The 25,583-nt window shown below is 33.7% G+C and carries 18 protein-coding genes and 1 pseudogene; 14 read left to right on the top strand and 5 right to left on the bottom strand.

Annotated features, from left to right (window positions below):
• Positions 1–191: 191 nt before the first annotated feature.
• From KI375_RS00700 to KI375_RS00690, 3 genes are all read right to left on the bottom strand, one after another.
• The gene (locus tag KI375_RS00700; RefSeq protein ID WP_244852135.1) at positions 192–1,289 is read right to left on the bottom strand and encodes a CDP-glycerol glycerophosphotransferase family protein; all 1,098 of its coding nucleotides are present in this window, start codon (positions 1,287–1,289) and stop codon (positions 192–194) included.
• Positions 1,290–1,377: 88 nt separating this feature from the next.
• Positions 1,378–1,776: a glycerol-3-phosphate cytidylyltransferase gene (gene tagD / locus KI375_RS00695; RefSeq protein ID WP_212971644.1), complete on the bottom strand. Its 399-nt coding sequence runs from the start codon at positions 1,774–1,776 to the stop codon at positions 1,378–1,380.
• A 175-nt stretch (positions 1,777–1,951) separates the two neighbouring features.
• The gene (locus KI375_RS00690; protein WP_212971643.1) at positions 1,952–2,110 is read right to left on the bottom strand and encodes a hypothetical protein; all 159 of its coding nucleotides are present in this window, start codon (positions 2,108–2,110) and stop codon (positions 1,952–1,954) included.
• A gap of 216 nt (positions 2,111–2,326) precedes the next feature.
• Between KI375_RS00690 and KI375_RS00685 the strand changes: the two are divergent.
• The 5 genes and pseudogenes from KI375_RS00685 to KI375_RS00665 form a co-directional block, all read left to right on the top strand.
• Positions 2,327–3,472, top strand: a pseudogene (locus KI375_RS00685) (CDP-glycerol glycerophosphotransferase family protein); the annotation flags it as partial.
• 142 nt (positions 3,473–3,614) lie between these two features.
• Positions 3,615–5,981: a CDP-glycerol glycerophosphotransferase family protein gene (locus KI375_RS00680; protein ID WP_212971642.1), complete on the top strand. Its 2,367-nt coding sequence runs from the start codon at positions 3,615–3,617 to the stop codon at positions 5,979–5,981.
• A gap of 453 nt (positions 5,982–6,434) precedes the next feature.
• Entirely contained in the window at positions 6,435–8,228 is a 1,794-nt protein-coding gene (locus KI375_RS00675; RefSeq protein WP_212971641.1) for a CDP-glycerol glycerophosphotransferase family protein, read from the top strand.
• Between the two features lie 307 nt (positions 8,229–8,535).
• The gene (locus KI375_RS00670) at positions 8,536–10,137 is read left to right on the top strand and encodes a glycosyltransferase (protein ID WP_212971640.1); all 1,602 of its coding nucleotides are present in this window, start codon (positions 8,536–8,538) and stop codon (positions 10,135–10,137) included.
• A 12-nt stretch (positions 10,138–10,149) separates the two neighbouring features.
• Positions 10,150–10,368, top strand: coding sequence for a hypothetical protein (locus KI375_RS00665; RefSeq protein WP_212971639.1), 219 nt, complete (start codon positions 10,150–10,152; stop codon positions 10,366–10,368).
• A gap of 46 nt (positions 10,369–10,414) precedes the next feature.
• Here the strand turns inward: KI375_RS00665 and KI375_RS00660 are convergent, their stop codons facing one another.
• Positions 10,415–12,304, bottom strand: coding sequence for an N-acetylmuramoyl-L-alanine amidase (locus KI375_RS00660; RefSeq protein WP_374706788.1), 1,890 nt, complete (start codon positions 12,302–12,304; stop codon positions 10,415–10,417).
• A complete protein-coding gene (locus tag KI375_RS27245; RefSeq protein ID WP_244852133.1) occupies positions 12,271–12,993 on the bottom strand; it encodes a hypothetical protein in 723 nt (240 codons plus the stop codon). Before KI375_RS27245 ends, KI375_RS00660 begins: the two co-directional genes overlap by 34 nt.
• Positions 12,994–13,477: 484 nt before the next feature.
• Here KI375_RS27245 and KI375_RS27750 point away from each other — a divergent pair, with 484 nt between their 5' ends.
• From KI375_RS27750 to KI375_RS00610, 9 genes are all read left to right on the top strand, one after another.
• The gene (locus KI375_RS27750) at positions 13,478–16,726 is read left to right on the top strand and encodes an SH3 domain-containing protein (protein ID WP_212971637.1); all 3,249 of its coding nucleotides are present in this window, start codon (positions 13,478–13,480) and stop codon (positions 16,724–16,726) included.
• A 277-nt stretch (positions 16,727–17,003) separates the two neighbouring features.
• Positions 17,004–17,882, top strand: coding sequence for a glucose-1-phosphate thymidylyltransferase RfbA (gene rfbA, locus KI375_RS00645; protein WP_212971636.1), 879 nt, complete (start codon positions 17,004–17,006; stop codon positions 17,880–17,882).
• Positions 17,883–17,893: 11 nt separating this feature from the next.
• A complete protein-coding gene (gene rfbC / locus KI375_RS00640) occupies positions 17,894–18,457 on the top strand; it encodes a dTDP-4-dehydrorhamnose 3,5-epimerase (protein ID WP_212971635.1) in 564 nt (187 codons plus the stop codon).
• A gap of 1 nt (position 18,458) precedes the next feature.
• Positions 18,459–19,310, top strand: a complete 852-nt coding sequence (gene rfbD, locus KI375_RS00635) for a dTDP-4-dehydrorhamnose reductase (RefSeq protein ID WP_212971634.1) — start codon at positions 18,459–18,461, stop codon at positions 19,308–19,310.
• Between the two features lie 2 nt (positions 19,311–19,312).
• A complete protein-coding gene (rfbB, locus tag KI375_RS00630) occupies positions 19,313–20,344 on the top strand; it encodes a dTDP-glucose 4,6-dehydratase (RefSeq protein ID WP_212971633.1) in 1,032 nt (343 codons plus the stop codon).
• Positions 20,345–20,588: 244 nt separating this feature from the next.
• Positions 20,589–21,302, top strand: a complete 714-nt coding sequence (locus tag KI375_RS00625; protein WP_212971632.1) for an IspD/TarI family cytidylyltransferase — start codon at positions 20,589–20,591, stop codon at positions 21,300–21,302.
• Positions 21,299–22,324, top strand: a complete 1,026-nt coding sequence (locus KI375_RS00620; protein WP_212971631.1) for a ribitol-5-phosphate dehydrogenase — start codon at positions 21,299–21,301, stop codon at positions 22,322–22,324. Before KI375_RS00625 ends, KI375_RS00620 begins: the two co-directional genes overlap by 4 nt.
• A 32-nt stretch (positions 22,325–22,356) precedes the next feature.
• Positions 22,357–23,577 (top strand): CDP-glycerol glycerophosphotransferase family protein, encoded by a 1,221-nt coding sequence (locus KI375_RS00615; protein ID WP_212971630.1) that lies wholly within the window; start codon positions 22,357–22,359, stop codon positions 23,575–23,577.
• A 69-nt stretch (positions 23,578–23,646) separates the two neighbouring features.
• Positions 23,647–25,578 carry a CDP-glycerol glycerophosphotransferase family protein gene (locus KI375_RS00610; RefSeq protein WP_244852131.1) on the top strand — a complete coding sequence of 644 codons (1,932 nt, stop codon included), beginning with the start codon at positions 23,647–23,649 and terminating at the stop codon, positions 25,576–25,578.
• Positions 25,579–25,583: the final 5 nt, after the last annotated feature.

Genomic DNA, 25,583 nt, shown 5'->3' with positions numbered 1-25,583 from the left:
TAAAATGTGCTTATAAAAAATAAATATGCTACAAACTATAATACTATGAAAGTTTGATTAGGTAAAATACATTTTGATGACAAATCATGTAAAACAATGTAAAAAAAGTAACTAGAGCGAGAAAAAAATTGCGTTTTCAATCATGAATCAAAAGAAAAAGGAGTAAAAAGTTAAACTCCTTTTTCTCTTGATTATTCTTCTATAGATCGTGAATGTGAGATCTGTTCGGAAGAAGTGAAGAGGGCTTGTACTAACTGTTCACTTGAATTACCTTGCGAATACTCATTCCAATCCCGCGCAAACTCATCAATTTGTTGGAAATGAAAGTCCTGATTTTGAATGCTTTCAATGAGTTCATCGGTTGTTTGGACAATGGGACCTGGAACAAGACTTTCATAATTTTCCCAAAAACCACGGGAACGACTATAGGCTTCTAAATCGTAGGCGAAGAAAAACATCGGTCTTTGCAACAGGGAAAATTCAAATGGAATGGAAGAATAATCCGAGATTAATAGATCCGTGACCATTAATAAATGATTGACATCAGGATAATGAGAGACATTATAGATAAAATCGGGATAATGATTTGTCCAATCCGCTTGTATAGCGGGATGTAGTCGTAAAAACAATACATAATCTTTATGGAAAGCTTGATACATTTTTTCAAGATCAAGAGCTAGCTGAGAAATATGCATTTGGTCATCACGAAAAGTAGGTGCATATAGCATGACTTGTTTTTTCCGAATAACGGGGTAATGATAAGCCAAATCTGATTCAACAATTTGCTGAGTCAATTCATCATAAAAGAAATCTGTTCTTGGAATTCCTGTTCTTAAAATTCGCTCTGCAGGAATCCCAAAGCTCTGTTGGAAAATCTCACTCATTTTCTCACTACCTACAACCACATGAGTATGTTGATGATAGACTTTTTGAAAACGAGCTTGAGCTCGAGGTGTACGATAATAAATAGAGGGATCCTTTAACCCGAATTTCTTCACTGCTCCCGCTGCGTGCCATAATTGAACACAAGCCACTTCTTTCCGAAAGGGAGCAGCCGCTAAAAACCCAAAATAGTTATCGACAAAAATATGAGACGATGTAGCAAGGTGAAAAACGGAACGTAGCCAATGAATAGGAGAGGTAGGCTCGAAATTCAAGATAATCCAATCAGGATAACCGGCGAAATCTAGCTTACAAGAACTTGTCTTCAATATAATAATCGGTACGTCAGGCTTGGCTTTTTCCAAAGCACCTGCCGTATATAAAACATTATCTCCAAATGACGCCACAAAGGTTGACTGCTTTTTTAATGGGTACAATCTAAAAAGCGAGAAGACAATCCGAAAAAAACATAAATATAAAGTAATTGCCAGCTCTCTAACCATTATTCTTTCTATTCAAATCCTCTTTTATTTTGGTTGTGGAAATGCCAACCGTTCTTGGCAAATATACCACTTCGCAATATTCCTTTAAAAAATCAAACTTCCCCCGCCAATCATCCCCCATAACAAACACATCGACATCATGCTTCTTCACATCATCTATTTTCTGATCCCAAGAATTCTCGGGAATCACCTCATCTACATAACGTACAGCTTCCAAAATGGCCTTACGCTGTTCGTATGAATAATACGCTTTTTTTCCTTTAATCGCATTAAACTCATCCGTTGAAATGGCTACAATCAAATACTCCCCATACTCTTTTGCCCGCCGCAAAATATTAATATGTCCAGTATGGAGAAGATCGAATGTTCCATAGGTTATTGCTTTCTTCAATTTTGGAACCTCCGTAAGAAGTATTTCATTATTATATCCTTTTCACGATATCACTTCAAAATTCCTTGCTAAAGTGAAATTTCATAAACAATTAAAAGCCAAAGTAAGTGGATCTTCTAATTATTAAGCATAAATGCTTTAGTGATGTTAATAATACAAATAACAGGTAAATTCGTCAAAGGATTAAATGATCAATTCTTTCATTTGAATTCTGAAGAATGGGCTCTAAAGCAATCCGATTGTAATATTTGTAATCGGAAAATCCATTCGTATTGCCTATTTCATTTGGCCGTTGCTGATTTTTGTTGTTTTTCGCTATTATTGTATCAAACACCTCTCCAGTTTGGTAGCTTTTTTCAATTACTGAATGCTTAAGGGTGTTTTCTTTTAATAGCCTGCTCGATAGATAAAATTGTTATTCGTTCTTATAAACTGAAGTTTTGCTTTGGAAAGAGAAAGTCAGCTGAATTTATGGGAATAAAGAGGAGGAAGCGATATAGTGTCGTCATTTTTGAGTAAAGTTTTCCGCAGTCAGTCTATGCTGTTCTTATATAAAATTGTGTTTAAGCTTATTGGGCAATTCCCCCCCAAAAAAAAGCTTATTATTTTTGAAAGTTTTCATGGAAAACAATACAGTGATAATCCAAGGGCAATATATGAATATTTGCTAGAGCATCATTTTGAATATGAAATGTACTGGAGTATAGACAAGAGGTACCTGGAACAATTTCGAAAAAGGCATAACATAAGATGTCTACAACGCTTCTCGTTTCAGTGGTTAATGAAAATGGCTAGAGCCCGGTATTGGATCGTGAACAGTAGGCTGCCATTGTGGATTCCAAAGCCAAGGGAGACAATTTATGTTCAAACATGGCATGGAACGCCTTTAAAAAGGTTAGGTGCGGATATAGAAGAAGTACATATGCCGGGAACAAATACAGTGAAATACAAACAAAATTTCACATGTGAGGCAACCAAGTGGGATTATTTACTATCGCCAAACGAATATTCAACAAAAATATTCACGAGTGCTTTTAATTATAAGAAAGCAATTGTTGAATCAGGATATCCCAGAAATGACTTTTTAATAAATCATAACGATGAAAAAACCATTCTAGAAATAAAAAAAAGAGAAGGCATCCCCATTAATAAAAAAGTGATTTTATATGCTCCTACATGGAGGGATGATCAATTTTATACAAAAGGAAAATATAAATTTAATCTTCATTTAGATCTAGAAAAAATGAAGAATGATTTGGGAGAACAATACATCTTAATCCTTAGATTACATTATCTCGTTTCTGAAAGTCTCGACTTATCGGGGATGGAGGATTTTGTTATTGATTTATCTAATCATGAGGATATAAGGGAGCTTTATGTTATTTCAGATATGCTGGTGACAGACTATTCATCTGTTTTTTTTGATTATGCCAATCTTAAACGCCCTATGCTATTTTATGTCTATGATTTAGAAGATTATAGGGATAAATTAAGAGGCTTCTACTTTGACTTTGAGAATCAAGCTCCAGGACCTCTTGTTAAAAATACAAATGATTTAATTGAAGAAATTAAACTTATAGAAGAAAATGGTTATATTCCACCAAGGACTACAATCGAGTTCAATGAGAGATTTTGTTCCTTAGAAGATGGTCAGGCAAGTAAAAGAGTAATAAATGAAATTATATTGAACGGTTAAGTACAAAAAAATATTTAATGATCCTCGCCTTTAAAAGGATCTTCAAATCGGAAGTATAAAGCCGTGGAAATGATCAAAAGATAAATGTCATAAAGAATTCGTAATTAATTTTTATGGAAACGAAAAATGGAGTGTTTATTAAATGGAAATTTATGATTCCACATTTGAAGTTGTTGAAAGCCATCCTGAATCAATAGAGTTGTACTCAAAAATAGATAATAAAATCATTTCTATTGATATCCTTTCCCTTCATTTAAATGTACCACAGCAGATAGCAACATTAGAGATTAACGATAAGGAGCTCCTTAAGTATGCTCCTAATGAAAATGTCATTTTCATTTTATATTCGTATAACAACGTGGTCTACTGTATTTTAGAAGAAGAAGAAATCTCTACAAGCATAAAGAATGAAAATTATTTTAACTTTGATATAGAAAACTTTTATCCATCCACACGAGTATACCAACTAGGCTCAGCGCGAATAGGTATGGTGGATCAAAACGGGGAAATTCTCTTTAAAATCGATGACTTTCTGACAAATAACAGAAATCAGCTTCAATTTCAATATGATATGGGCTTTACAACAACGGAATTTAGGTACACTGTTATATCCATTATAAATTATGATAAATACAATATTGTGATTACCTATGACTTGTTCCGTAAAGAGTTTATTGTAGATAGAATTTTTTTAAAAGTTGTCAAACCTCATGAAGATTTGGACATAAAGTTGTTGAGTAAAAACACAATTCAAATAACTAGTGAGAATGCTTTAAAAGAAGTGAAATTTACATCCCTACCAAGAGGGAAAAGATACAAGTTACTTAACCATAATCAAGTGAAAAATGGAAGCAAAGAGAATATATTGTCCATTCTTAGTATTAATAAGACTCGCTATTATATCTTCAGTAGTCACAGAGGGATTTATATAGTAAAAGGTGATCCATATAAGGTTACGGGAAATCAAACAAACTTAAGGGTGATTTTGACTAAAAGAAATTTATACGTTTTCGGGCGTATGACGCACTACGCTTATCACGCGCATGGCCAATATGAATATTTATATTTACAGAATGCAGATCAAAGAATCGGGAAGTTTTTTAGACCATTCAAGTCGATTAAATTTTTGCAAAGGTTCGGTCTATTTAAAGTACCAATAAAATCTTTAATGGTAGATGGCCGAATCCACAATAACCTATTGGTAGGCGACGAAAAGATCCCAATTCATAATTTAAGAAGAAGAAAAAGAGATAAAAAAGCGACCACGCTTTCTTTTAAAAAGCAAGATGATCAATTAATGGTAATAAGAACAAATTTAGGTGGAAATTTAACCGCAACCGTTGTCCCGTTCAGTGAAGAATATCACTTGATTAATCGAATTAAGATTAAATTTGCTCATGTTGCATCAAGGTTGTTTCCATCGAAAGAAAAAAACGTGAATCTTTATTTTGAAAAGAAAAGTGAAAAAGCGGATGAATCGGGATTTCGTGTATTTGAAGAAGTAATGAAGAAAAGTCCAACAGCATCTGAAAACTTTTTTATTATTAACGCTTATTCCAATCGATACGCCGAACTAAAAGAAATATATGGAACAAATATCATTGCCAAATATAGCTTTAGGCATTATTTGAATATATTTCGAGCAAAATATTTTATTTCGAGTGAGCTATCTAATCATTTGTTAAATGATCGCTTATATATTGATGAAATTAGAAGCAAAATAATGTCCGTTCCCCTTATCTTTTTACAACATGGTATTATGTTTGCAAAGCCTGTGGACAACCCGATGGCTTTCGGATTTCACAAAGATAAGAATTTGTATAATATGTATAAATCAGTGATAAGTTCTGAATTAGAAGCGAATGAATTTTACAAGATGGGGTATAGTGATCAAGATTTAATTTTAACGGGTTTAGCAACATTAGATTTTGCAAAGCTTGATGAAAATGCTAATAAAATTGCCTATATGCCAACATATAGATATTGGGAAGAATCATTAATATATAACAATGAAATAAAGAAAACAACGTATTACAAATCGATTATGAAGATAGTGGAAGCATTTGAAAAAGCGCAACTGCTTGATCGATTGCTAATTGTTCCTCACAATAAATTTTCGCAATTCATTTATGAGAACATTCCGGAGTATAAGGATATAATTGAAAGCAATCCTTCTGAAGCTTTAAAAAAAGCACAAGTTTTTATTACTGATTATTCTTCCGCTATTTATGATGCAATTTTTAGAGGTGCTTATCCGATATTTTATTGGGAAGAAAAGGATTATTTAATTACAAACTATAAGGCAATCCCTCCTGTCAATGAAGAAAATGCCCCGGGGCCAATCGCGAATACGACCGAAGAATTAGTCGAGTATGTAAAGAATGCTATAGCCCGTAATTATGTTTTAGAAGGAGAGTATCAAGAAAGGTATTTAAGAATTAATAAGTTTGATGATCGGAAAAATACGGAAAGAATTGTGCAGTATTTAGAGGAAGAAAATATAATTTAGCTAAACTACAAATAGGGATTTATATAGATTATATAGTGCCGTCAAATAAGCTTATTTACAGATATTCCGTGTGTTCACCGACTTAAAAGAATGTTGAAAATTTTCAGTGAAAGGTGTATATTTATTAAGAATTTAGGCACGTAAACATAACTATTCTGAAGATGGCACTGAACCAACAATGAGAGAGATAGATATAAATAATAACTAATTATAGTGAAGTATTATCTTTTTTGCATAATTAACTTTGTGATCTTAATTAAGGAGTAAAAGGAAATATTGCTTCACGCCATTCAAATGCATTAGAGATGACTCATATTATGTGTACTAAGATAGGAACGAGTATATAGGGAATTTCAATAACTTATATTTTAAGTCCAAGATGAAAATTGAATATGTAGAGATCGCATTTATTTCTTCTGATTTTATTTTCTATGATTAAAAGGAGTATAGCTTATGTCAGAAAATACAAATCTATCTAAGTCAAATGAAAACTCTAAAGAAATTTTTCAAGATAAGTTCTATGAAGCCAAAAATAGCATAATGGATCTAAATTGGAATGAATCAATTTTAGATATTAAAGGATATTGTTACATTAAAGGAATCCCCTTGACAAACAGTTTTAATGTTAGAAAGAAATTGCTCTTAGAAAAAGAATTAAATGATCATGAGGAAGAAGTGGAAACTCTTTTTTGCTATATGCTGGAAGATATTCCTATGAGTGTATTAAATATAAATGAAAGTATTGAGGATTCTATGTATGTTTGGGCAGGATATAAAGGAAGCGTTAACTTGTCTAACGCTCATGAAAACAGACCCCTACCACCAGGTGCATATAAGACTTTTATAGAAATTGAAATACTGCAAAACAATCAAGTGGTAATAAAAGAGAGAATACCTCTCGGTGATATTCGAAGATTTTTGAAAAATGATTTTCATACAGCACAATTAAAGTTTTTCTCCGCAAAATTGCAAATTGAAAATAATTTAATGGTAACCTATGATTTAGATTCGAAAAGTATGTTGCTTGAGTCAATAAAAGTAAAGAGTTTAAATCCAAGTTTACTTTATGGAGATGTTAAGAATAGGACTGAAAAACCTGGTATTCTGTACAGAATTTTGAGGTCGAAAGTCTTTGTATTATTTTACTATCTTTTCAATCTACTTCCAGTAAAGGACACAAGGATTTTATTCGCGTCAGACAGTCGAGAAGAAATCGGCGGTAATCAAAAATTTGTATATGAAGAAATACAAAATCGTCAATTAAACTATGAATATAAGTTTATGTTTAAGGAAAACAGTTTTGTTAAAAAAAGTCTTTCGGAGATTGTTAAACTAGCTTATTTTGCAGCGACATCTAAATTTATTCTGTTAGAAGAAAATTATCCAATGTTTTCTCCTCTAAAAATCAGATCTAAAACTGATTTAATACAACTATGGCATGGAGCAGGAGCTTTTAAAAAGTTTGGTTATAGCCGTTTAGGACAGCCAGGAGGTCCTAAGATTAATTCTAAAGATCATCGTAACTATACTAAGGCTGTTGTAAGTTCAAAACATATTGTTCCACATTACTCGGAAGGGTTCGATATCAGCCCAGAAACAATTTATCCTTTAGGAATTCCTCGTACCGATATGTTTTTTGATGAGGAATATAAAGAGCAAAAAAGAGCGGAATTATACGAGCAATATCCCTTTTTGAAAGGGAAAAAGGTTATTTTATTCGCCCCTACATTTAGAGGAAGAGGAAGAAAAGAAGCACACTATCCTATAGAGGTTTTGAATTTCCAAGAACTTTATGAAAACTTAAAGGATGAGTATGTTTTTCTATTTAAACTTCACTTTATTGTTTTAAATAAAATCAATATTCCTTATCAGTATGCAGATTTCTTTTATGATTTTACCGATTATAGAGAAGTAAATGATTTATTATTGATCACTGATCTTTTAATTACAGATTATTCTTCCATATGCTTTGAATTTTCTTTATTGGACAAACCCATGCTATTCTTTGCCCATGATGTAGAAGAGTATATTAGTACTCGTGGTTTTTATTATGAATACCAATCTTTTATTCCAGGGAAATTAGTGAAAACCTCAAAACAATTAGTTGAACATATAAAGAATAATGATTTTGCTATTGAAAAAGTTCCTCCTTTTAGAGAATATTTCTTTAGTGAACTTGATGGTAAAGCAAGTAAGCGTGTTGTAGATCAATTAATATTGAACATTGGTGAGCAGGAAATACAATAGTTTAACTGAATCAAATCCTCTATAATAGTAGACACATCCTACTATTATAGAGTTTTTTCTTGTACCGGATGTAAATCTGAGTATTGTTTTCTATCACTGAAGAAAGTCTAATTGATCCTATGTAACATTTTATAGGCTATGGTAATGTTTTTATTCCTTTTTTATACATATATAACTGCAATAAAAGTGAACAATATTCGAATTATATGAGATGAAATTTGACCAAATATTTTTTTTCTATAAAATGTTAATGTAGTGAAGATTATTAAAAGATCAGCATATTGATTGCTTATAGGAGTTGAAAGGTTTGAAAATTACTGTAGCTATCCCAATCTATAATGCGGAAAGACATTTAAATGTAACATTAGATTCTTTAGTAAATCAAACAATGGATAGTAGTGAGTTTGAAGTAATTTGTGTGAATGATGTCTCAACCGACAATAGCACTAAGGTTGTAGAATCGTATATGGAAAGTCATAATAATATTAAGCTTATTAATAGAACTGAAAACTCTGGCGGCCCCATGCTACCAAGGAATGATGCAATTAATGCTGCAAAAGGTGAATATATTTTATTTTTAGATAATGACGACTTTATTGGAGAAGAAACGCTAGAAAGATTTTATAAGAGTGCAATAGAAAATAATTCAGATGTTATATTTGGTAAGTATGTAGGGGTTAATGGAAGGAATGTTCCGCAATCTATGTTTAAATATGGGAATTTACCAAGAGCTGAGATTTTAGAACATAATTTGGTCTTCTCATTAGCACCACATAAAATGTTTAAAGTTAATTTTATAAGGAAATATGATATACGTTTTCATAAAGAAGCTGTCGTAGGTGAAGATCAGTTATTCGTTATGCAGTCTTTTGTTAATGCTAAAGTTATTACAGTTTTATCTGATTATGAATATTATTATGTTGTTAAAAGAGGAGACGAAAATCTAAGTCTAAAATATTTCCCGGCTAAAAACTTTTATTACTCGTTTAATAATATTATGAAGAGTATAGAAGAGTCAGAGCTAAGCCCTCTATATAAAACGGAATTATCTGCGGCTTTCTTAAACAGATTCCTTCATGCAAGTAGATTAAGAAGTTATCTTTTAACGAAAAGGTTAACAACAGAACAAAAAATTGAATGGTTAAGTGAAACTAAAAGATTCATTGATAACCATGTAAATGATGAATTGATCAATTTATTACCGTCTCGCTTCCATTATTTAGTGTTAATTGCACAGGAAAATGATTTGCATAAATTATTGATGGTTCATAAGCAAATGGATAAAGTTAGTCCGAACCAAGTGACGAGGGTTGAAAATGGTTGGATTTGCGCAAGATTTAAATATTCTAGAAAACACTTAGCTTATAATGACGAATATTCAGTAAATCATCTTAATAAATCAGATGTTTTTGTTAATAATATTGTGGTAGGGGATACACATTTTGAAATATGTGGACAGTTTTATCAGAGCCTTTTAATCAATATGGATGTAAAACATGAGTTAATTCTTGTTCACAGAAGCTCCGGAATAGAAAAAAGAATAAAAAATAATCTTTTAAAAGAGTCAGGCCAATTCAGTTTTAAGGTTGATTACAGAGATTTCGTTATAGATGAGAAATCCTCTGGACCGTGGGATGTCTTTATAGAAGGAATTATAGATGAATATACAAAAAGAAGAAGGTTGGGACAAGCAAGAAGCAATGACCTAAAAACAAGGCATCAAGAAGGTATACATGAAGCTAAAGGTTTTATAGACAAAATTACACAGTCTAATAAAGAGCGAGAAGCAGTTCCTAAAAAGGAAATAATGACTGAACCTATACATTCGTTTGGAAAGAAATATACAGTTAAAGCATATTTTACTAAAAATCATGATAATCTTTCGTTTGATGTGAAATTGACTAAGTAAAAGGATGATAATATGGTAGATTCAAAAAAGAAAGCAATGATTAAAAATAATGATGTTTATTCGTATGCTAGACCTTCAAAGAATGCGATTAAGGTTAATCACTTTAATGAAGGCGATGAAATAACTGTATATCCTTTAATTAAGGGATGGTTTGAGCTTCGCCCAGTAGATATAGATGGTATTATGAATACGGAATTTATTGCAGAATCTGAAATAAGCTTTGTGGAATAGTATGATAAAAAGGCTAGGAATATTTTTATTCCTGGCCTTTTTAAAATTAATAGCTATTGAAGTACTGATCTACACCATCGGCTATAGCTTTAGCTAATTTATCTTGATATGAATTTGTAACTAGTTTAATGCGTTCAGATACATTATTAATATACCCAAGTTCCAATAATGTTGCTGGCATTTTCGCTTCACGTACTACCGCAAATGATGCCCCGCGTGTTCCACGATTTACTGCTGCGGTATTCCTGTGCATATTATGATGAATATAATTTGTTAATGTTACACTCTTTTTAATTCTTTGAGGATCATTATGCATATCCTTGTTTATTTTTGAAGGATATTCTTTATCATATTCATAGTAGTAAGATTCAATCCCATTCACAATAGTTGTGGTAGAAGCTGTTGAATTATGGTGAATACTAATAAATATATCTGCATCTAAATTATTTGCCATTCTTGGTCTATCATATAGGTCGACATAATTATCGTTGTTTCGTGACATATATACAGAATAGCCACGGTTTTTTAATAATTTTTCAACTTTTTTTGCCACGGTCAAGTTCAAATCAGCTTCCCTTACCCCTCCAGCTATGGCTCCCGTATCATAACCACCATGTCCTGGATCAAGAAAGACTTTAATTTTAGCCGGTTGCTTGAATGCCTCGCTCGCTTTTACTGATTGACCTTTACCTTTAGGTACTAGTTTTACTTGGATAGCTTCTAAGCGTTTGGAAGCACCTTCTGATCCAGCTTTCATTCCATTTTTGGCCCAACCTAGCCATCCATATGATTGGGAATGCACTCGATAATACACATCGAAATGGTTTGAAATTTCGCCCGTAAGATTAATTTGAATGGCTTCCATTCGTTTACTTTGTCCATTTGTTCCAGCTATCGCTCCATTGGAAACCTTGTTTAACCAACCGTGACTTTGAACATGACTGGAATAAATAATATTACCTGAGTATGGAGAGTCCTTTAAGTTAATTTTAATTGCTTCTAGCCGTTTTGATTGACCGTTTGTGCCGCTTGTTGCTCCATTCTTAACTGAATCTAACCAACCATACGTTTGAACATGTGAAGAATAAACAATTGAAGGCTTAGTCAAAAATCGATTTGCAGTTGACCCAGGGGCTTTTCCCCCCTTTGCTACTAATTTAACTTCAATAGCCTCAAGTTGCTTCGATAAACCTTCTGTTCCAGCGGATTGTCCATTTTTGGCCCAGCCTAGCCACCCAAAGTTTTGAGAATGAACCCGATAATATACATCATAATATTTTGCAACCTCTCCTGTGAGGTTGATTTTAATGGCTTCCATTCGTTTACCTTGTCCAATTGTTCCAGAAACAGCACCGTTAGATACATTCTTTAACCAACCAATATTCTGAACATGCGTAGAGTAGATTACCTCCCCGGAGTAATTGGAATCTTGTAAATCGATTTTAATTGCTTCTAATCGCTTTTTCTTCCCTGTTGTTCCGCTCAATGTTCCATTTGTGACTTTGTTCATCCAACCATAAGTTTGCACATGGGTGGAGTAAGCGATAGTAGGTTTCTTAATAAACGAATTCCCTGTTGAAATATCAACATTAGCTCCTTTTTCGATTACTTTTATTTCGACTGCTTCCAGTCTTTTAGAAATTCCTACTGTTCCAGCAGGCTCTCCGCTTTTTGCCCATCCAAGCCAACCGAAAGTTTGTGCATGAACACGGTAATAGACATCGTAATCTTTTGCTTTTTTACCAGACAATTCAATTTTAATCGCTTCTAAACGTTTTGATTCTCCGGTAGTACCACTAATTTTTCCATCAGAAACATAATCAAGCCATCCATAACTTTGAACATGAGTGGTGTATTTAACACCCAAATCTTTTGCATTATCAATTGAAATTCTAATCCCTTCTAAACGCTTAGCTTTACCAGAAGATCCCGAGATTTCCCCGTTGGAAACAGGATTTTGCCAACCAATTCCTTGAATGTGAGAGGAATAGCTAATAATGGGATCTTCGTTTTGTAAGGAATAGGTTCACTAGCGCTTGTGATATCCATGGCTGGGGATTCCGTATCTGTTGAATTTTCATTTTCCTCAGGCGCAGTCTCTGATTTTTCCTCTTCTATAGACTCAGCCTCTTCTTCGGCTACATTTTTATCTGTGTCAGTAATTCCATTTGTAGAATTACCATCTTCATCTTCACTTTCACCTTCATTTTCAACTTCGTCAGTTGTTGGGATATTAGAATCTGGTAAATTTATTTCTTCTACATGAAATAAATCAGAAGGATGCAGGGTATAATAAATACTTTTATCCTCCATTATTTTAAGCTCAATGGGATGTTCTGTCACTTCCAATATTAATTCATTTCTAGAACTTGATGGGGATGTTTGATCACCAACTTGCAATTGAGCATTAACTTCTGACTTAGTTTCATCCGACCAGCTTGTTAAAATTAATTTAATATTATTTTCTTCAAGAATTAACTCTTGTTCTTCACCATTGTAATGAATGGAGTAGTAATTAGTTTCTTCCCCATCCTTTGGTTCAGTGGGATTTTCCACTGCAAAGGCATTAGTTCCATTAAACATAAGAAGCATTAACAACAAATTACAAAGTAAAATTTTTTGCATTCTGATTCTCCCTGCTAATCTAGTTTCAAATTGGTTTTTTAGCAAAAATATTCCAATTCAATATACTATTTTAGCATAAAAATAGATAAATACTACCGGTAAAAAAGTTATGGATAGGAGAGGTTAGCTTGAAGTCGCTGATTATAAAGAACTAATTTTCTATTGATTCTCTATATAGTAATGTGGAAGTATATGTTAATATATGACATGATTTGAGTTTTTGTGCTACGACATTAGCACATAAGATTAATCTGAATCATCGATTTACTTTACTAGGTTTAAATCTAATTATTTCATTCGGAACTCTAAAAGGTATATAGGTGTTATGTACTATAATTTGGTGTGGAAGAGGTGGAAATCACGAAAAACATTTAGACTGTCTCAATGGTACTTTTGTCTTTGTTTTATAACTAGATTAAGAAAAAGCATTTTGTATTTAATAAAGTTACTAATTACGTAAAACATAAATTTAGGGAGATTGATGATGCAAAAAAAGATAAGTTTACTAAGTTGTATATTATTGATGTTTTCTGTGTTGTTCTTACAAGGGACATTTGCATACGAATTAGACAGCGCAGGAACAAAAGACTTTGGGGAAGAATTTAGTTATCACTTTATTCAATATGATGGTGTAGAACAAGAAATAGATATTAGTGAAAATATAAAATTAATCCTAAAAGGGTGGACAGACGAATCGAAATCATCTGTTAGTGGGAAAATTGAAATCTATACCGAGATGACTAATTCAACTGAAGAGGTCACTCTTGATGTTACTACCGAACGCAATGAACTTGTTATAACAGAAGATAAAAAGATTGATTATAGATTAGTACAATCTGATTCATTTAAGATTGAAGAGGTTAATCCTATTGAATTAAACACCGAGACGGATATCATTGCTGAGAATGAAAATGGCACATCTATTGAAGATGTGAAAATCATAGATGAGTATAATACTGTGATTGATCAAAGAACAGCTTATTATTTAATAGAAGAAGATAGTCAAAAGGTTGAAATCACAGAAGAAGAATATGAATTCTTAAATTCAGTGGAAGATGATGAAATAAAAGATGAATCTTTAAATCCTGTAGAAGATAAAGAAACAATAAATGAATCTTCAGAAGTTGAGATAGAAGAAGATGAAGAAAAGATTACTGAAGTAGAGGTAGATTCAATAGAAGAAGCATCATCAGAGGAAACACCATCAGAAGAACCTCTAACTACACCTGAAGAGCAGTCTGAGGAAACAGTAAACAAAAACTATATGATACAATCTAATCAAAATCCTTCCATTAACTATTCAACTCACGTACAAACTCATGGTTGGTTGAAAACAGTTAAAGATGGAACTTTAAGTGGAACTACTGGAGAAGCCAAACGTTTAGAAGCTATTAAAATTTCTATCGAGAATATGAACGATTTAGGTTTGAACTATTCTACCCATGTTCAGACATACGGTTGGCAAGATCCTGTTTCTGCAGGGAAAGCAAGTGGAACTACTGGTAAACACAAACGGCTAGAGGCAATTAAGATCGAATTAACTGGTAAAAATGCAAAAAATTACGAGGTCTATTACCGAGTTCATTCCCAAACGTTTGGTTGGTTAGATTGGGCAAAAAATGGTCAACCTGCAGGAACAGAGGGGCTTTCTAAAAGATTAGAAGCTATACAAATCCAACTTGTGAAAAAAGGTGGTAAGGCTCCTGGTTCCACAAATAAGCCTTTTCTTACAAAGCCATCAGTAACCTATTCTACACATGTTCAATTCAATGGCTGGATGAGCGCGGTTAAAGATGGGGTAATGAGTGGTACCGAAGGCGAATCCAAGCGTTTGGAAGCGATCAAAATAGGTTTAAAGGATTCTCCTTACAGTGGAGGAATTACCTATTCTAGTCATGTTCAAGGTAAAGGATGGATAAACAGTGTTTCTAACAATTCTTCATCGGGTACTACTGGACAAGGTAAACGTTTAGAAGCCATTAAAATTAATCTTACTGGTGAAGTTGCAAAACACTATGATGTGTATTATCGCGTTCACTCCCAAACTTTTGGATGGTTGGACTGGGCGAAAAATGGAGAAATCTCTGGGACAGAAGGTTTATCTAAACGTCTTGAGGCCGTTGAATTGAAATTGATTGAAAAAGGAAAAAAAGCCCCCGGTTCAACAGCTAGGCCTTCTCTTACAAAACCATCCGTCGTTTATTCAACACATGTTCAAACACATGGCTGGATAAATTCTGTACCAGACGGGGCAATGAGTGGAACAACTGGAAAAGCAAAACGTTTAGAAGCGGTTAAGATTGCTCTGAAAGATGCTCCTTATAGCGGAGGAATTACATATTCCACACACGTACAAAGTAAAGGGTGGTTGAAAAATGTCTCTAACGGTGCTGTATCCGGAACAAGTGGTGAAAGCAAGCGGCTGGAAGGCATTAAAATTAATCTTACTGGTGAAATAGCAAACCATTTTGATGTTTACTATCGTGTACATGCTCAAAACTTTGGCTGGTTAGGCTGGGCTAAGAACGGAATGGAAGCAGGCTCGCAAGGATTATCGAGACGTTTAGAGGCCATTGAAATTAAGTTAGTGTCAAAAGGTAAAGGTCAATCCGTAAATAAAGAGGATGCATTCAAAAAAATAGGAACAGTTGAAAATTATACAGACTATCTTATTAATTTTTCAGATATGATAGATATGCAAATGGCCGTAACTCCTAAGGCTGACGGTACTGGACTTTTATATGCAAGTAGGGAATTTGTTGAATATTATGCTAATCCGAACAACTTTTCAAAGGATTCTAGTAGCTATCTACAATTCATTAACCTTTCAAAAACAGCTGGATTAAGTGTTACAGAATTATATGATAAGGTCCTTAAAGGTAAAGGGGTTTTTTCTGGCAAAACACAGGCGCAGGCATTTATTAATGCTGGTAAAAAATATAATATAAATGAAGTGTATTTAATATCCCATGCTCTTCATGAAACAGCTAATGGTTTATCGATTCTATCAAGCGGTACTATTCAAGTGGGAGAGATAAGCAAGAATAAATGGGTTTCAATTCAACCCAAAGGAACGTATATTGCAGAATGTAAAATTAATGCTGCAGGTGGATGTAATTGGAATATTACCGAAGATAAAAAGTTTAATCCAAAAAACGCCAAAAATATTAAAACAACATATAATGCTTTTGGTATTGGAGCTCTCGATCAAAATCCAAATATTTTGGGTTCTGTAAGAGCATATCAAGAAGGATGGTTTAAGGTAGAAGATGCGATTATGGGCGGCGCACAGTTTATATCGAAAGGATATCTTGACCAAGGTCAAGATACATTATATAAAATGCGCTGGAATCCAGCTAGTCCAGCAACGCACCAATATGCTACACATGTGGCTTGGGCTGAATCACAAACCATTGGAATGGCAAATATATACAACTTACTAGAATCATATATTTTGCACTTTGATATACCGAAGTTTAAAAATCAACCAAGTGCATCTCCAAAACCGACGGGCGATGCTCAATATGATCTTGATCGTGCATTAGAGGGTAAAGCCGCTATTACAACAAGCAATCTTAACTTTAGAACCGGACCAAAGACGACGAATAGCATTATTCGAATTATACCTAAAGATACGGTGGTAACCATTATTGGTAAGAATGGTGGGTGGTATAAAGTTAAAGTGGATGGTATAGCAGGCTGGGTTTCTGGTGATTATATTGTAGTTAAATAGGTTTTATGCCTGAATTACCACATTTAGTACTGAAAAGATGCATTTTGGAGATGTCCAACATGCATCTTTTTAACATTATCGTAGATGATTACTTTTATGTAGATGGACAGATTATGCATGTTAAATGGAATTTGTTATAATTGTCGAAGGTAACAGAGTTTGACAAGTTTTTTATAAAATTAGTTAAAAACTGTATACTTTGGTATTAAGGAAAAATTAAGGTGCTCGATACTAGTTTTTTAGAAACTATATATATAATTTAGTAGGGGATGATGAAATGAAAGGCATTATTTTAGCCGGAGGAAGTGGGACACGACTATATCCACTAACGATGGTAACGAGTAAACAGTTACTGCCTGTTTATGACAAACCAATGGTATTTTATCCGTTATCTACATTAATGTTGGCAGGAATCAGGGACATATTAATTATTTCGACACCAGAAGATATACCACGCTTTAATGCCTTGCTTGGAGATGGTTCTCAGTATGGGATAAGTCTGCAATATATAGTTCAAGAAAAACCAGAGGGGTTAGCACAAGCTTTTATTCTTGGCGAGGATTTTATTGGAGAAGACTCAGTTGCTATGATTTTAGGAGACAATATCTATTATGGTAGTGGTTTAAGAAATAAATTACTAACAGCCACGAACAGGAAAAGCGGAGCTACTGTCTTTGGGTACCATGTTCCAGATCCGCAACGATTCGGTGTTGTCGAATTTAATAATGAAGGAAAAGTTATTAGTGTAGAAGAAAAACCTGATAAACCTAAATCAAATTACGCTATAACTGGATTGTATTTTTATGATAATCGAGTTGTCGAGATTGCGAAAAATGTAAAACCCTCGCATCGTGGAGAATTAGAAATTACTTCTATAAATGAAGAATATTTAAATCTTGGAGATCTCCATGTTGAATTATTGGGACGTGGATATACATGGTTGGACACAGGAACACATGAAAGTTTGGTAGCTGCGACAAACTTCGTAAGAACAGTGGAAGAACATCAAGGTATTAAAATATCCGCGCTTGAAGAAATAGCCTATATTAATGGGTGGATAACGCAAGAAGAATTATTTCGTTCAGCAAAAGCCTTTTCTAAAACAGGATATGGCCATTACTTATTAAAAGTTGCGAATGGGGACATTAAATACTAGAGGTGAAATTAATGAAAATTATTGATACAAATTTAGAAGGCGTCAAAGTAATCGAACCAGCTGTTTTTGGGGATCACCGAGGTTGGTTCATGGAAACTCATAGTTATTCTAAATTAAAAGAAGCAGGAATTGATTTAAACTTCGTGCAAGATAATCAATCCTACTCTGCCACAAAAGGAACGTTGCGCGGATTACATTATCAATTGAATCCAAAAGCACAGACTAAGCTTGTAAGATGTACGAAAGGTGCTATTTTTGATGTAGCAGTAGACATTAGAAAGGGTAGCCCTACATATGGTGAATGGTATGGAATCGAACTTTCCGCTGAGAATAAGAAACAATTATTAGTTCCAAGAGGTTTTGCCCATGGTTTTATGACTATTACTGAGGACGTCGAAGTCCAATATAAAGTGGATAACGATTATGCTCCTGATTGTGACCGAGGAATTATGTGGAATGATTCTACAATCGAAGTTCAATGGCCTATGGGGATCGAACCAATATTGTCGGAAAAGGACCAAAATGCACCAAGCTTAGAAGAAGCTGAGATCAATTTTTTCTATGAGGAGAAGTAGAATGAAGATTCTAGTAACAGGCTATACAGGGCAATTAGGCTATGATGTAGTAAAAGAGGGGCGAAGAAACAATTTTGAGATGTACGGTGTTGGAAGTAAAGATTTAGATATAACTGTACAGCAAAAAGTAAACAAATATGTAGAAGATTTAAATCCAGATGCTATTATTCATTGCGCTGCATATACAGCAGTTGATAAAGCAGAGGATGATCGAGAAACCTGTTGGAAAGTGAATGTAGAAGGAACAAAAAATTTAGCAGAAGTAGCAAAAAAGGTTGGTGCTAAATTTCTTTATGTCAGTACTGACTACGTTTTTGATGGGAAAGGTGAAACCCCGTTTAAGGAGACCGATCAAACAACCCCAATTAACTATTATGGTTTAACAAAATATGAAGGCGAGGAAATAGTTCAGAAAACACTAGATAGTTTTATTGTTCGAATTTCCTGGGTTTTCGGTTTGAATGGGAAGAACTTTATACGAACTATGCTACGATTAGCAGATTCTAATAAAGAGGTAAGTGTTGTGGGGGACCAAATTGGCTCACCAACCTATACGTATGACTTAGCAAAGTTAATAATTGACATGATTCAAACAGAGAAGTATGGAATTTACCATGCGACAAATGAAGGGTTTTGTAGTTGGGCCCAATTTGCTCAGGAAATCTTTAAGCAAAGTAATAAAGGAGTCAAGGTTAAAGTTATTCCAACAATAGACTTCCCTACTCCGGCAGTAAGACCAAAAAATTCAAGATTGGCTAAAACAAAACTTCAGGATAATGGATTTACGAGATTACCAAAATGGCAAGATGCATTAACACACTTTTTGAATGAGTTAAACCATGAGGTGAAATAGTTATGTTAAAGAAAAAGATAGTAGTTACTGGTGGAGCAGGTTTTATTGGAGGAAACTTTGTGCAGTATATGGTGGATAAATATCCAGATTATGATATTTATAATCTAGATTTGCTAACATATGCAGGAGATTTGACAAAGCACAAAGAAATAGAAAACAACGCTAATTATCATTTTATAAAAGCAGATATAAGTGATAGAGAAACAATCTTGAACGTATTTGAAAAAGAAAAATTTGATTATGTTGTTCATTTTGCGGCTGAAAGTCATGTTGATCGTTCCATCACAGATCCAGAGGTCTTTATAAAAACAAATGTATTAGGAACACAAATACTTTTAGATGCTTCTAAACATATCAATGTATCTAAATTCCTTCATGTATCAACAGATGAAGTGTATGGTGAATTAGATTTTGACCCAACTGTGTTCTTTACGGAGGATACTCCCATTCAACCCAATAGTCCATATAGTGCAAGTAAGGCTTCTTCTGACTTATTAGTACGAGCATACTTTGAAACATACGGTTTACCAGTTAATATTACTCGTTGTTCCAATAATTATGGGCCATATCACTTTCCAGAGAAATTAATCCCGCTTACTATATCAAGAGTTTTAAATGACGAAAGTGTTCCAGTTTATGGTGACGGCAAAAATATTAGGGATTGGCTTCATGTTTATGATCACTGCTCTGCGATTGATTTAGTTCTACATGAGGGCGGCAATGGTGAGGTTTATAATGTCGGGGGGCATAATGAGAAAACAAATCTTGAAGTAGTAAAAACTATTCTAAGTGCCCTTGATAAATCAGAAAGCTTAATTAAGTTTGTTGAAGATCGATTAGGTCATGATAAACGATATGCAATTGATCCTACAAAATTAGAAAATTTAGGGTGGAAACCAACGTTTAATTTTGAGACTGGTATTGCTCAGACCATTCAATGGTATTTAGATAATAAGGAATGGTGGATACAAATTATTAGCGGAGAATATAAAGAGTATTTTGAAAAACAGTATTCATTAAAAGACAATAAATAAAGGTATCCTTAATAGCTTGTCACTTATTTAAAAACAATTTCTTACTTAAAGTTAACATTTCCGTATAAGGTTTAAACTGTAAATAAACTCATCTGAGCCAGATGAGTTTATTTGATGTATTCCTATACAATCTATGACTCTGTTGATAAAATGAGAAAAGAAGTGTATATTTACTATGAGTTTGTGACATCTTTCAACAAAAAAATTTAGTTATATATAAACGTAGATAAAAGGAGATATGACAGTGATATATGCAGAAATCTTAGCAGGTGGAAACGGCTCGAGAATGGGAAATGTCAATATGCCAAAGCAATTTCTGTCGCTAAATAATAGACCAATTATCATTCATACCATCGAGAAGTTTTTATTAAATGATCGTTTTGATAAGATTATTATTGTATCACGTAAAGACTGGGTTAACCACACAAAAGACATTATAAAAAAATATATTGGTGAAACAGATCAAGTTGTCGTTGTGGCAGGTGGGCAAGATCGAAACGAGTCGATTATGAGTGGGGTTAGATATATTAATGAGAATTTTGGGGCTAATGATGAAGACATTATTGTCACCCATGATTCTGTTCGTCCATTTTTAACTCATAGAATTATAGATGAAAATATTAACGCTGCTTTAGAATATTCAGCTGTCGATACGGTGATTGCAGCCATTGATACAATCATTCGTTCTGATGATCAAGAGGTTATTACAGAAATCCCTGTTCGGGACACTATGTTTCAAGGACAGACCCCACAAAGTTTTAATATTAAAAAGCTAGTAGAACTTTATAAATCACTTGATCAAGATGAAAAAAGTATTTTGACAGATGCTTGTAAAATATTCGCATTAAAAGGTGAAAAGGTAAAATTAGTAAGAGGAGAAGTATTTAATATTAAATTAACCACCCCTTATGATTTAAAAGTAGCAAATGCGATTATACAGGAGCGGATTTCACAATGATCAATCAAGTTTATCGATTAGTTTCTGCCCGACAATTTGAGGTAACTTATAAGGATCGCAGCTTACAATCAGACTACGTAGTAGTTCGACCTGAGTTCCTTTCTATTTGTGCTGCGGATCAGCGCTATTACACAGGTACTCGAGGGAAAGAGGCCATGAGTGCAAAATTGCCAATGGCTCTAATCCATGAAGGAATTGGCAAAGTCGTTTTCGATCGCTCAGGTAAGTTTAAAATTGGGGCAAGAGTTGTAATGATTCCTAACACTCCTACAGAAATTGATGAGTATTGTGCAGAAAACTATTTACGTTCTAGTAAATTTCGTTCAAGTGGATATGATGGCTTTATGCAGGATTATGTATTCTTAAAAGCGGATCGCTTAGTTGAATTACCTGAAGATATTAATCCAGCAGTAGCAGCGTTTACAGAATTAATTACAATTGCAACACATTCTATTACCCGGTTTGAAGTTAAGGCACACAAAAGAAGAGAAGTATTGGGCGTTTGGGGAGATGGCAATTTAGGTTATATCACATCCTTACTGTTGAAGAAAAAGTACCCGAACAGCAAAGTCATTATCTTCGGCAAAAACCAATATAAACTAGACCATTTTTCCTTTGTGGATGAAGCTTACCAAATTGATGAAATACCTGAGGATTTATTGATCGACCATGCGTTTGAGGCAGTCGGCGGTAGAGGTAGTGAAGCGGCTATTAGCCAGATTATAGATCATATCTATCCTGAGGGTTCGATTGCTATTATGGGAGTATCAGAATATCCAATTCAATTGAATTCTAGAATGGTATTAGAAAAGGGAATTACTATTATTGGAAGCAGTCGGAGTGGTCGTAATGATTTTGTTGATACAGTGGAATTGATGAAAGAATTCCCTGATATCGTCGATTATTTGACAACACTTATTGGGTCTGTTCAATCCATTACAACAATTGGAGAAATTGTTGAAGCCTTTGAAAATGATTTAACTGTATCCTGGGGGAAGACAGTATTGGCCTGGAATATTTAATAGAGCGGCTATAAAGGAAGGTAGGCATAAAGGTGAACTTGAAATTTCTACCTACAATTACAGTGAAGTATTTTCTGCGATTTATTTTTAATATAATAACTTTTGTTTTTCCGATTAGGGAAAATAAGGTAACGTTTGCTTCCTATCGTTCAAATGTTATGGAAGGTAACTTGAAATATGTATATCAAGAAATGGAAAGTCAATATCCGGACTACCAATATTCCCTCTTAATAAAAAAATTTAATGGCTCTTTAATGGGTAAGATCGAATATATCTTTCACATGTTGAAGTCCATTTACGCACTCGCTACGTCTAGGTACTTTATTATCGATGATTTCTACTTTCCTGTTTATGTGATCAAACCACGGAAAGGAACTGATATTATTCAGCTTTGGCATGCAGTAGGTGCGTTTAAGAAGTTTGGATTAAGCATAGTGAATAAATCCTTTGGACCAAGCAAAGAATATCTCCAACATGTTAGAGTACATTCTAATTATTCCAAGGTATATGTGAGCTCCGGAAATGTGACCCCTTATTACGCAGAGGCTTTTGGAATGGAAGAGGATAAGATCTTCCCATTAGGGGTTCCACGCACCGACTTTTTCTTTGATATAGATAAAATAAAAGAAGCTCAGGAAAAATTTTACCTTCAGTATCCAGAAGTAATAAATAAAAAGATACTTTTGTATGCTCCTACCTTTAGAGGGAAAAGTCATGATCCTGAGAAGATTCCTTGCCCAATTAATATTGGCCAATTAAGAGCAGTGCTTGGAGATGAATATGTTTTACTCATTCATCTCCATCCTTATATGCAACAAAGTTCTTGGATTCAAGAAAAAGACAAATCTTTTGCTTTAATGATTAATGAAAAACTTACTATTGAAGAATTGATGGCTGTAGCAGACATTCTGATTACTGATTATTCTTCAATTATTTTCGATTACAGTCTTCTTGAAAAGCCAATTTTGTTCTATGCAGACGATCTCGAGGAATATTTACAAGAACGCGATTTTTACTTTGATTATCAAAGCTTTATCCCTGGTCCTTTGTTTGATGAAACAGTGTCTTTGGGGGATTGGATTCTAAATGAAAAATATGATCCAACAAATATTGTCAAATTTAAAAAGGACTTTTTTGATTACTTAGACGGTAAGAGTGCTGAAAGGATTGTCAATCATATTCATGGTAAAAATATTGGTGAGATTGAGCATAGAAGCCTTCCGGAAAACTCTGAATTTGTAATTGAGCCTTAATTTATGTAAGGCTAGACGGTCAGAGTGATAAAGTATTCTCTACCAATTTTTAAATAGAGGTGATGTCTATTGTTTATCTCATCAATTGAAAATAAGAATGTAGAACTTAAACATAATAAAAAAGTAATCCATGATATTACAAAACTTAACATTTTCGGGCCATACTTTGATATTGAAGGCTATGCTACAATAGAAGGATTGGCAACTTATGAAGAAGATAGAATCAGAAAAACATTATTGATTGTCCCGAAAATCGACTTTGATGAGTATCGAAAGAATCATAGAAGATGTGAGGAAGATGACGATACATGTGAAGAAATGTCCGATGATGAAATTCTTGAGAGAGAAATGTTTCATCTTCCTTTAATTAACTGCAAACTAAGCGATATTTTAACTGATTTAGGCGAAGATGAAGATCGTGAGCAATTGAGTGGCTTTAAAGGGAGTATTGATTTATCGGCTGTTAATAAAGATAAACCGCTTGAGGCGGGAGAATATAATCTATATATCAGATTGGAACAAATGCCTGATGATCAAGACGACATAAAATACCAGAAGGCTATACCGCTCTCGAGTGCTAAAAAATTGTTAGGAAATAAACTATTTACAACAAAACTGCATTATTTTTCACCAAAGAAAGTATTGAAATACAATCTGCTAATTGAGTTAGATAAATATTCGAAGACATTGCGTTTTAAAAACTCTCTTTTACAATCCTACGATCCTAGAGAGCTTGATGAAGATAACGAAGCAAGCGAGAATAAATATCTCAAAGCTTTAAAGCGTCGGTTCTTTAAACTAGCTTATACTCTATTTGGTTTATTTCCGATCAAAAAGAAAAAAGTTGTATTTGCTTCAGATAGCCGTTCAGAATTAAATGGTAATTTTTTCTTTGTTTATGAAGAACTATATAAACGTGATTTAAAATTAGATATTAAGTTTTTATTTAATGAACGAATTAATAACAGAAAGTCGTTATTTGAGTTATTTAAAATCGCCTTCCATTTTGCCACTGCGAAAGTCATTTTGTTAGACGATTTTTATCCACTCGTTTATCCACTTGATATTCGGAAAAAGTCAGATTTAATCCAAGTGTGGCATGCTGCTGGAGCATTTAAAACATTTGGTTTTAGTCGGCTGGGGAGACCAGGTGCGCCATCTCCTAGGTCAAGAAATCATCGGAATTATACAAAGGCTGCTGTAAGTAGTGAAGGTGTAAGAAAGAACTACGCAGAAGGTTTTGGGATCACAGTAGACAAAGTCTATGCAACTGGAGTTCCGAGGTCAGACATATTCTTTGATGAGGAATATAAAAGCCATGTTATTAACGCACTGCATAAAAAATATTCATTCTTGAGAAATAAGAAGGTTATTTTATTTGCTCCAACATTTCGTGGGAATGGACAATCCTCTGCCCATTATCCTTTCGAGGTTCTTAATCTGAAAAGGATCTATGAGGAATTACATGAGGAATATGTTTTCCTATTTAAAATTCATCCGTTTGTACAAAATAAACTCGATATTCCGTATGAATTTGCGGATTTTTTCTATGATGTGAGTGACTATCGAGAAATCAATGATTTACTTTTAATAACGGATTTATTGATTACAGACTATTCTTCTGTATGTTTTGAATATGCTTTGTTAAATAAACCAATGCTCTTCTTTGCATTCGATGTTGAACAGTATATTCAAGACCGAGACTTTTACTACAACTTTTTTGACTTTATCCCTGGTCCATTAGTAAAGACGACAGATGAATTACTTAAAAGAATCATAAGTAAGAAATTTGAAATGGAAAAAATACCGCCTTTTGTTCAATACTTTTTCGGCGATACTCTAGGCAAAGCGTCGAAAAATGTTGTCGATGAACTTATCATCCCAAGCCTAGAGGATAATATCGAAGAACAAAAAGAAACAAAGATCAATCTTTCACCGCCTAAATCCAGAATTGAGTTGTTTGAAAGATCCATTATTCAGCAAGAAGAGCAGCGAAAATAGGGTGC

The organism is Bacillus sp. J14TS2 (assembly GCF_018333015.1).
Lineage (GTDB): Bacteria > Bacillota > Bacilli > Bacillales > Bacillaceae_C > Lederbergia.
Note: the sequence above shows the minus strand (reverse complement) of the source record. Positions and strands in the feature narration are given on the sequence as shown.

What these genes read in the sequence shown, in the direction of transcription:
- KI375_RS27245 (WP_244852133.1), bottom strand. Translation starts at nt 12,993, where the DNA reads ATGCAAAAAATTTTACTTTGTAATTTGTTGTTAATGCTTCTTATGTTT.
- KI375_RS00675 (WP_212971641.1), top strand. Translation starts at nt 6,435, where the DNA reads ATGTCAGAAAATACAAATCTATCTAAGTCAAATGAAAACTCTAAAGAA.
- rfbC (WP_212971635.1), top strand. Translation starts at nt 17,894, where the DNA reads ATGAAAATTATTGATACAAATTTAGAAGGCGTCAAAGTAATCGAACCA.
- KI375_RS00665 (WP_212971639.1), top strand. Translation starts at nt 10,150, where the DNA reads ATGGTAGATTCAAAAAAGAAAGCAATGATTAAAAATAATGATGTTTAT.
- KI375_RS00680 (WP_212971642.1), top strand. Translation starts at nt 3,615, where the DNA reads ATGGAAATTTATGATTCCACATTTGAAGTTGTTGAAAGCCATCCTGAA.
- KI375_RS00620 (WP_212971631.1), top strand. Translation starts at nt 21,299, where the DNA reads ATGATCAATCAAGTTTATCGATTAGTTTCTGCCCGACAATTTGAGGTA.
- rfbB (WP_212971633.1), top strand. Translation starts at nt 19,313, where the DNA reads ATGTTAAAGAAAAAGATAGTAGTTACTGGTGGAGCAGGTTTTATTGGA.
- rfbD (WP_212971634.1), top strand. Translation starts at nt 18,459, where the DNA reads ATGAAGATTCTAGTAACAGGCTATACAGGGCAATTAGGCTATGATGTA.
- rfbA (WP_212971636.1), top strand. Translation starts at nt 17,004, where the DNA reads ATGAAAGGCATTATTTTAGCCGGAGGAAGTGGGACACGACTATATCCA.
- KI375_RS27750 (WP_212971637.1), top strand. Translation starts at nt 13,478, where the DNA reads ATGCAAAAAAAGATAAGTTTACTAAGTTGTATATTATTGATGTTTTCT.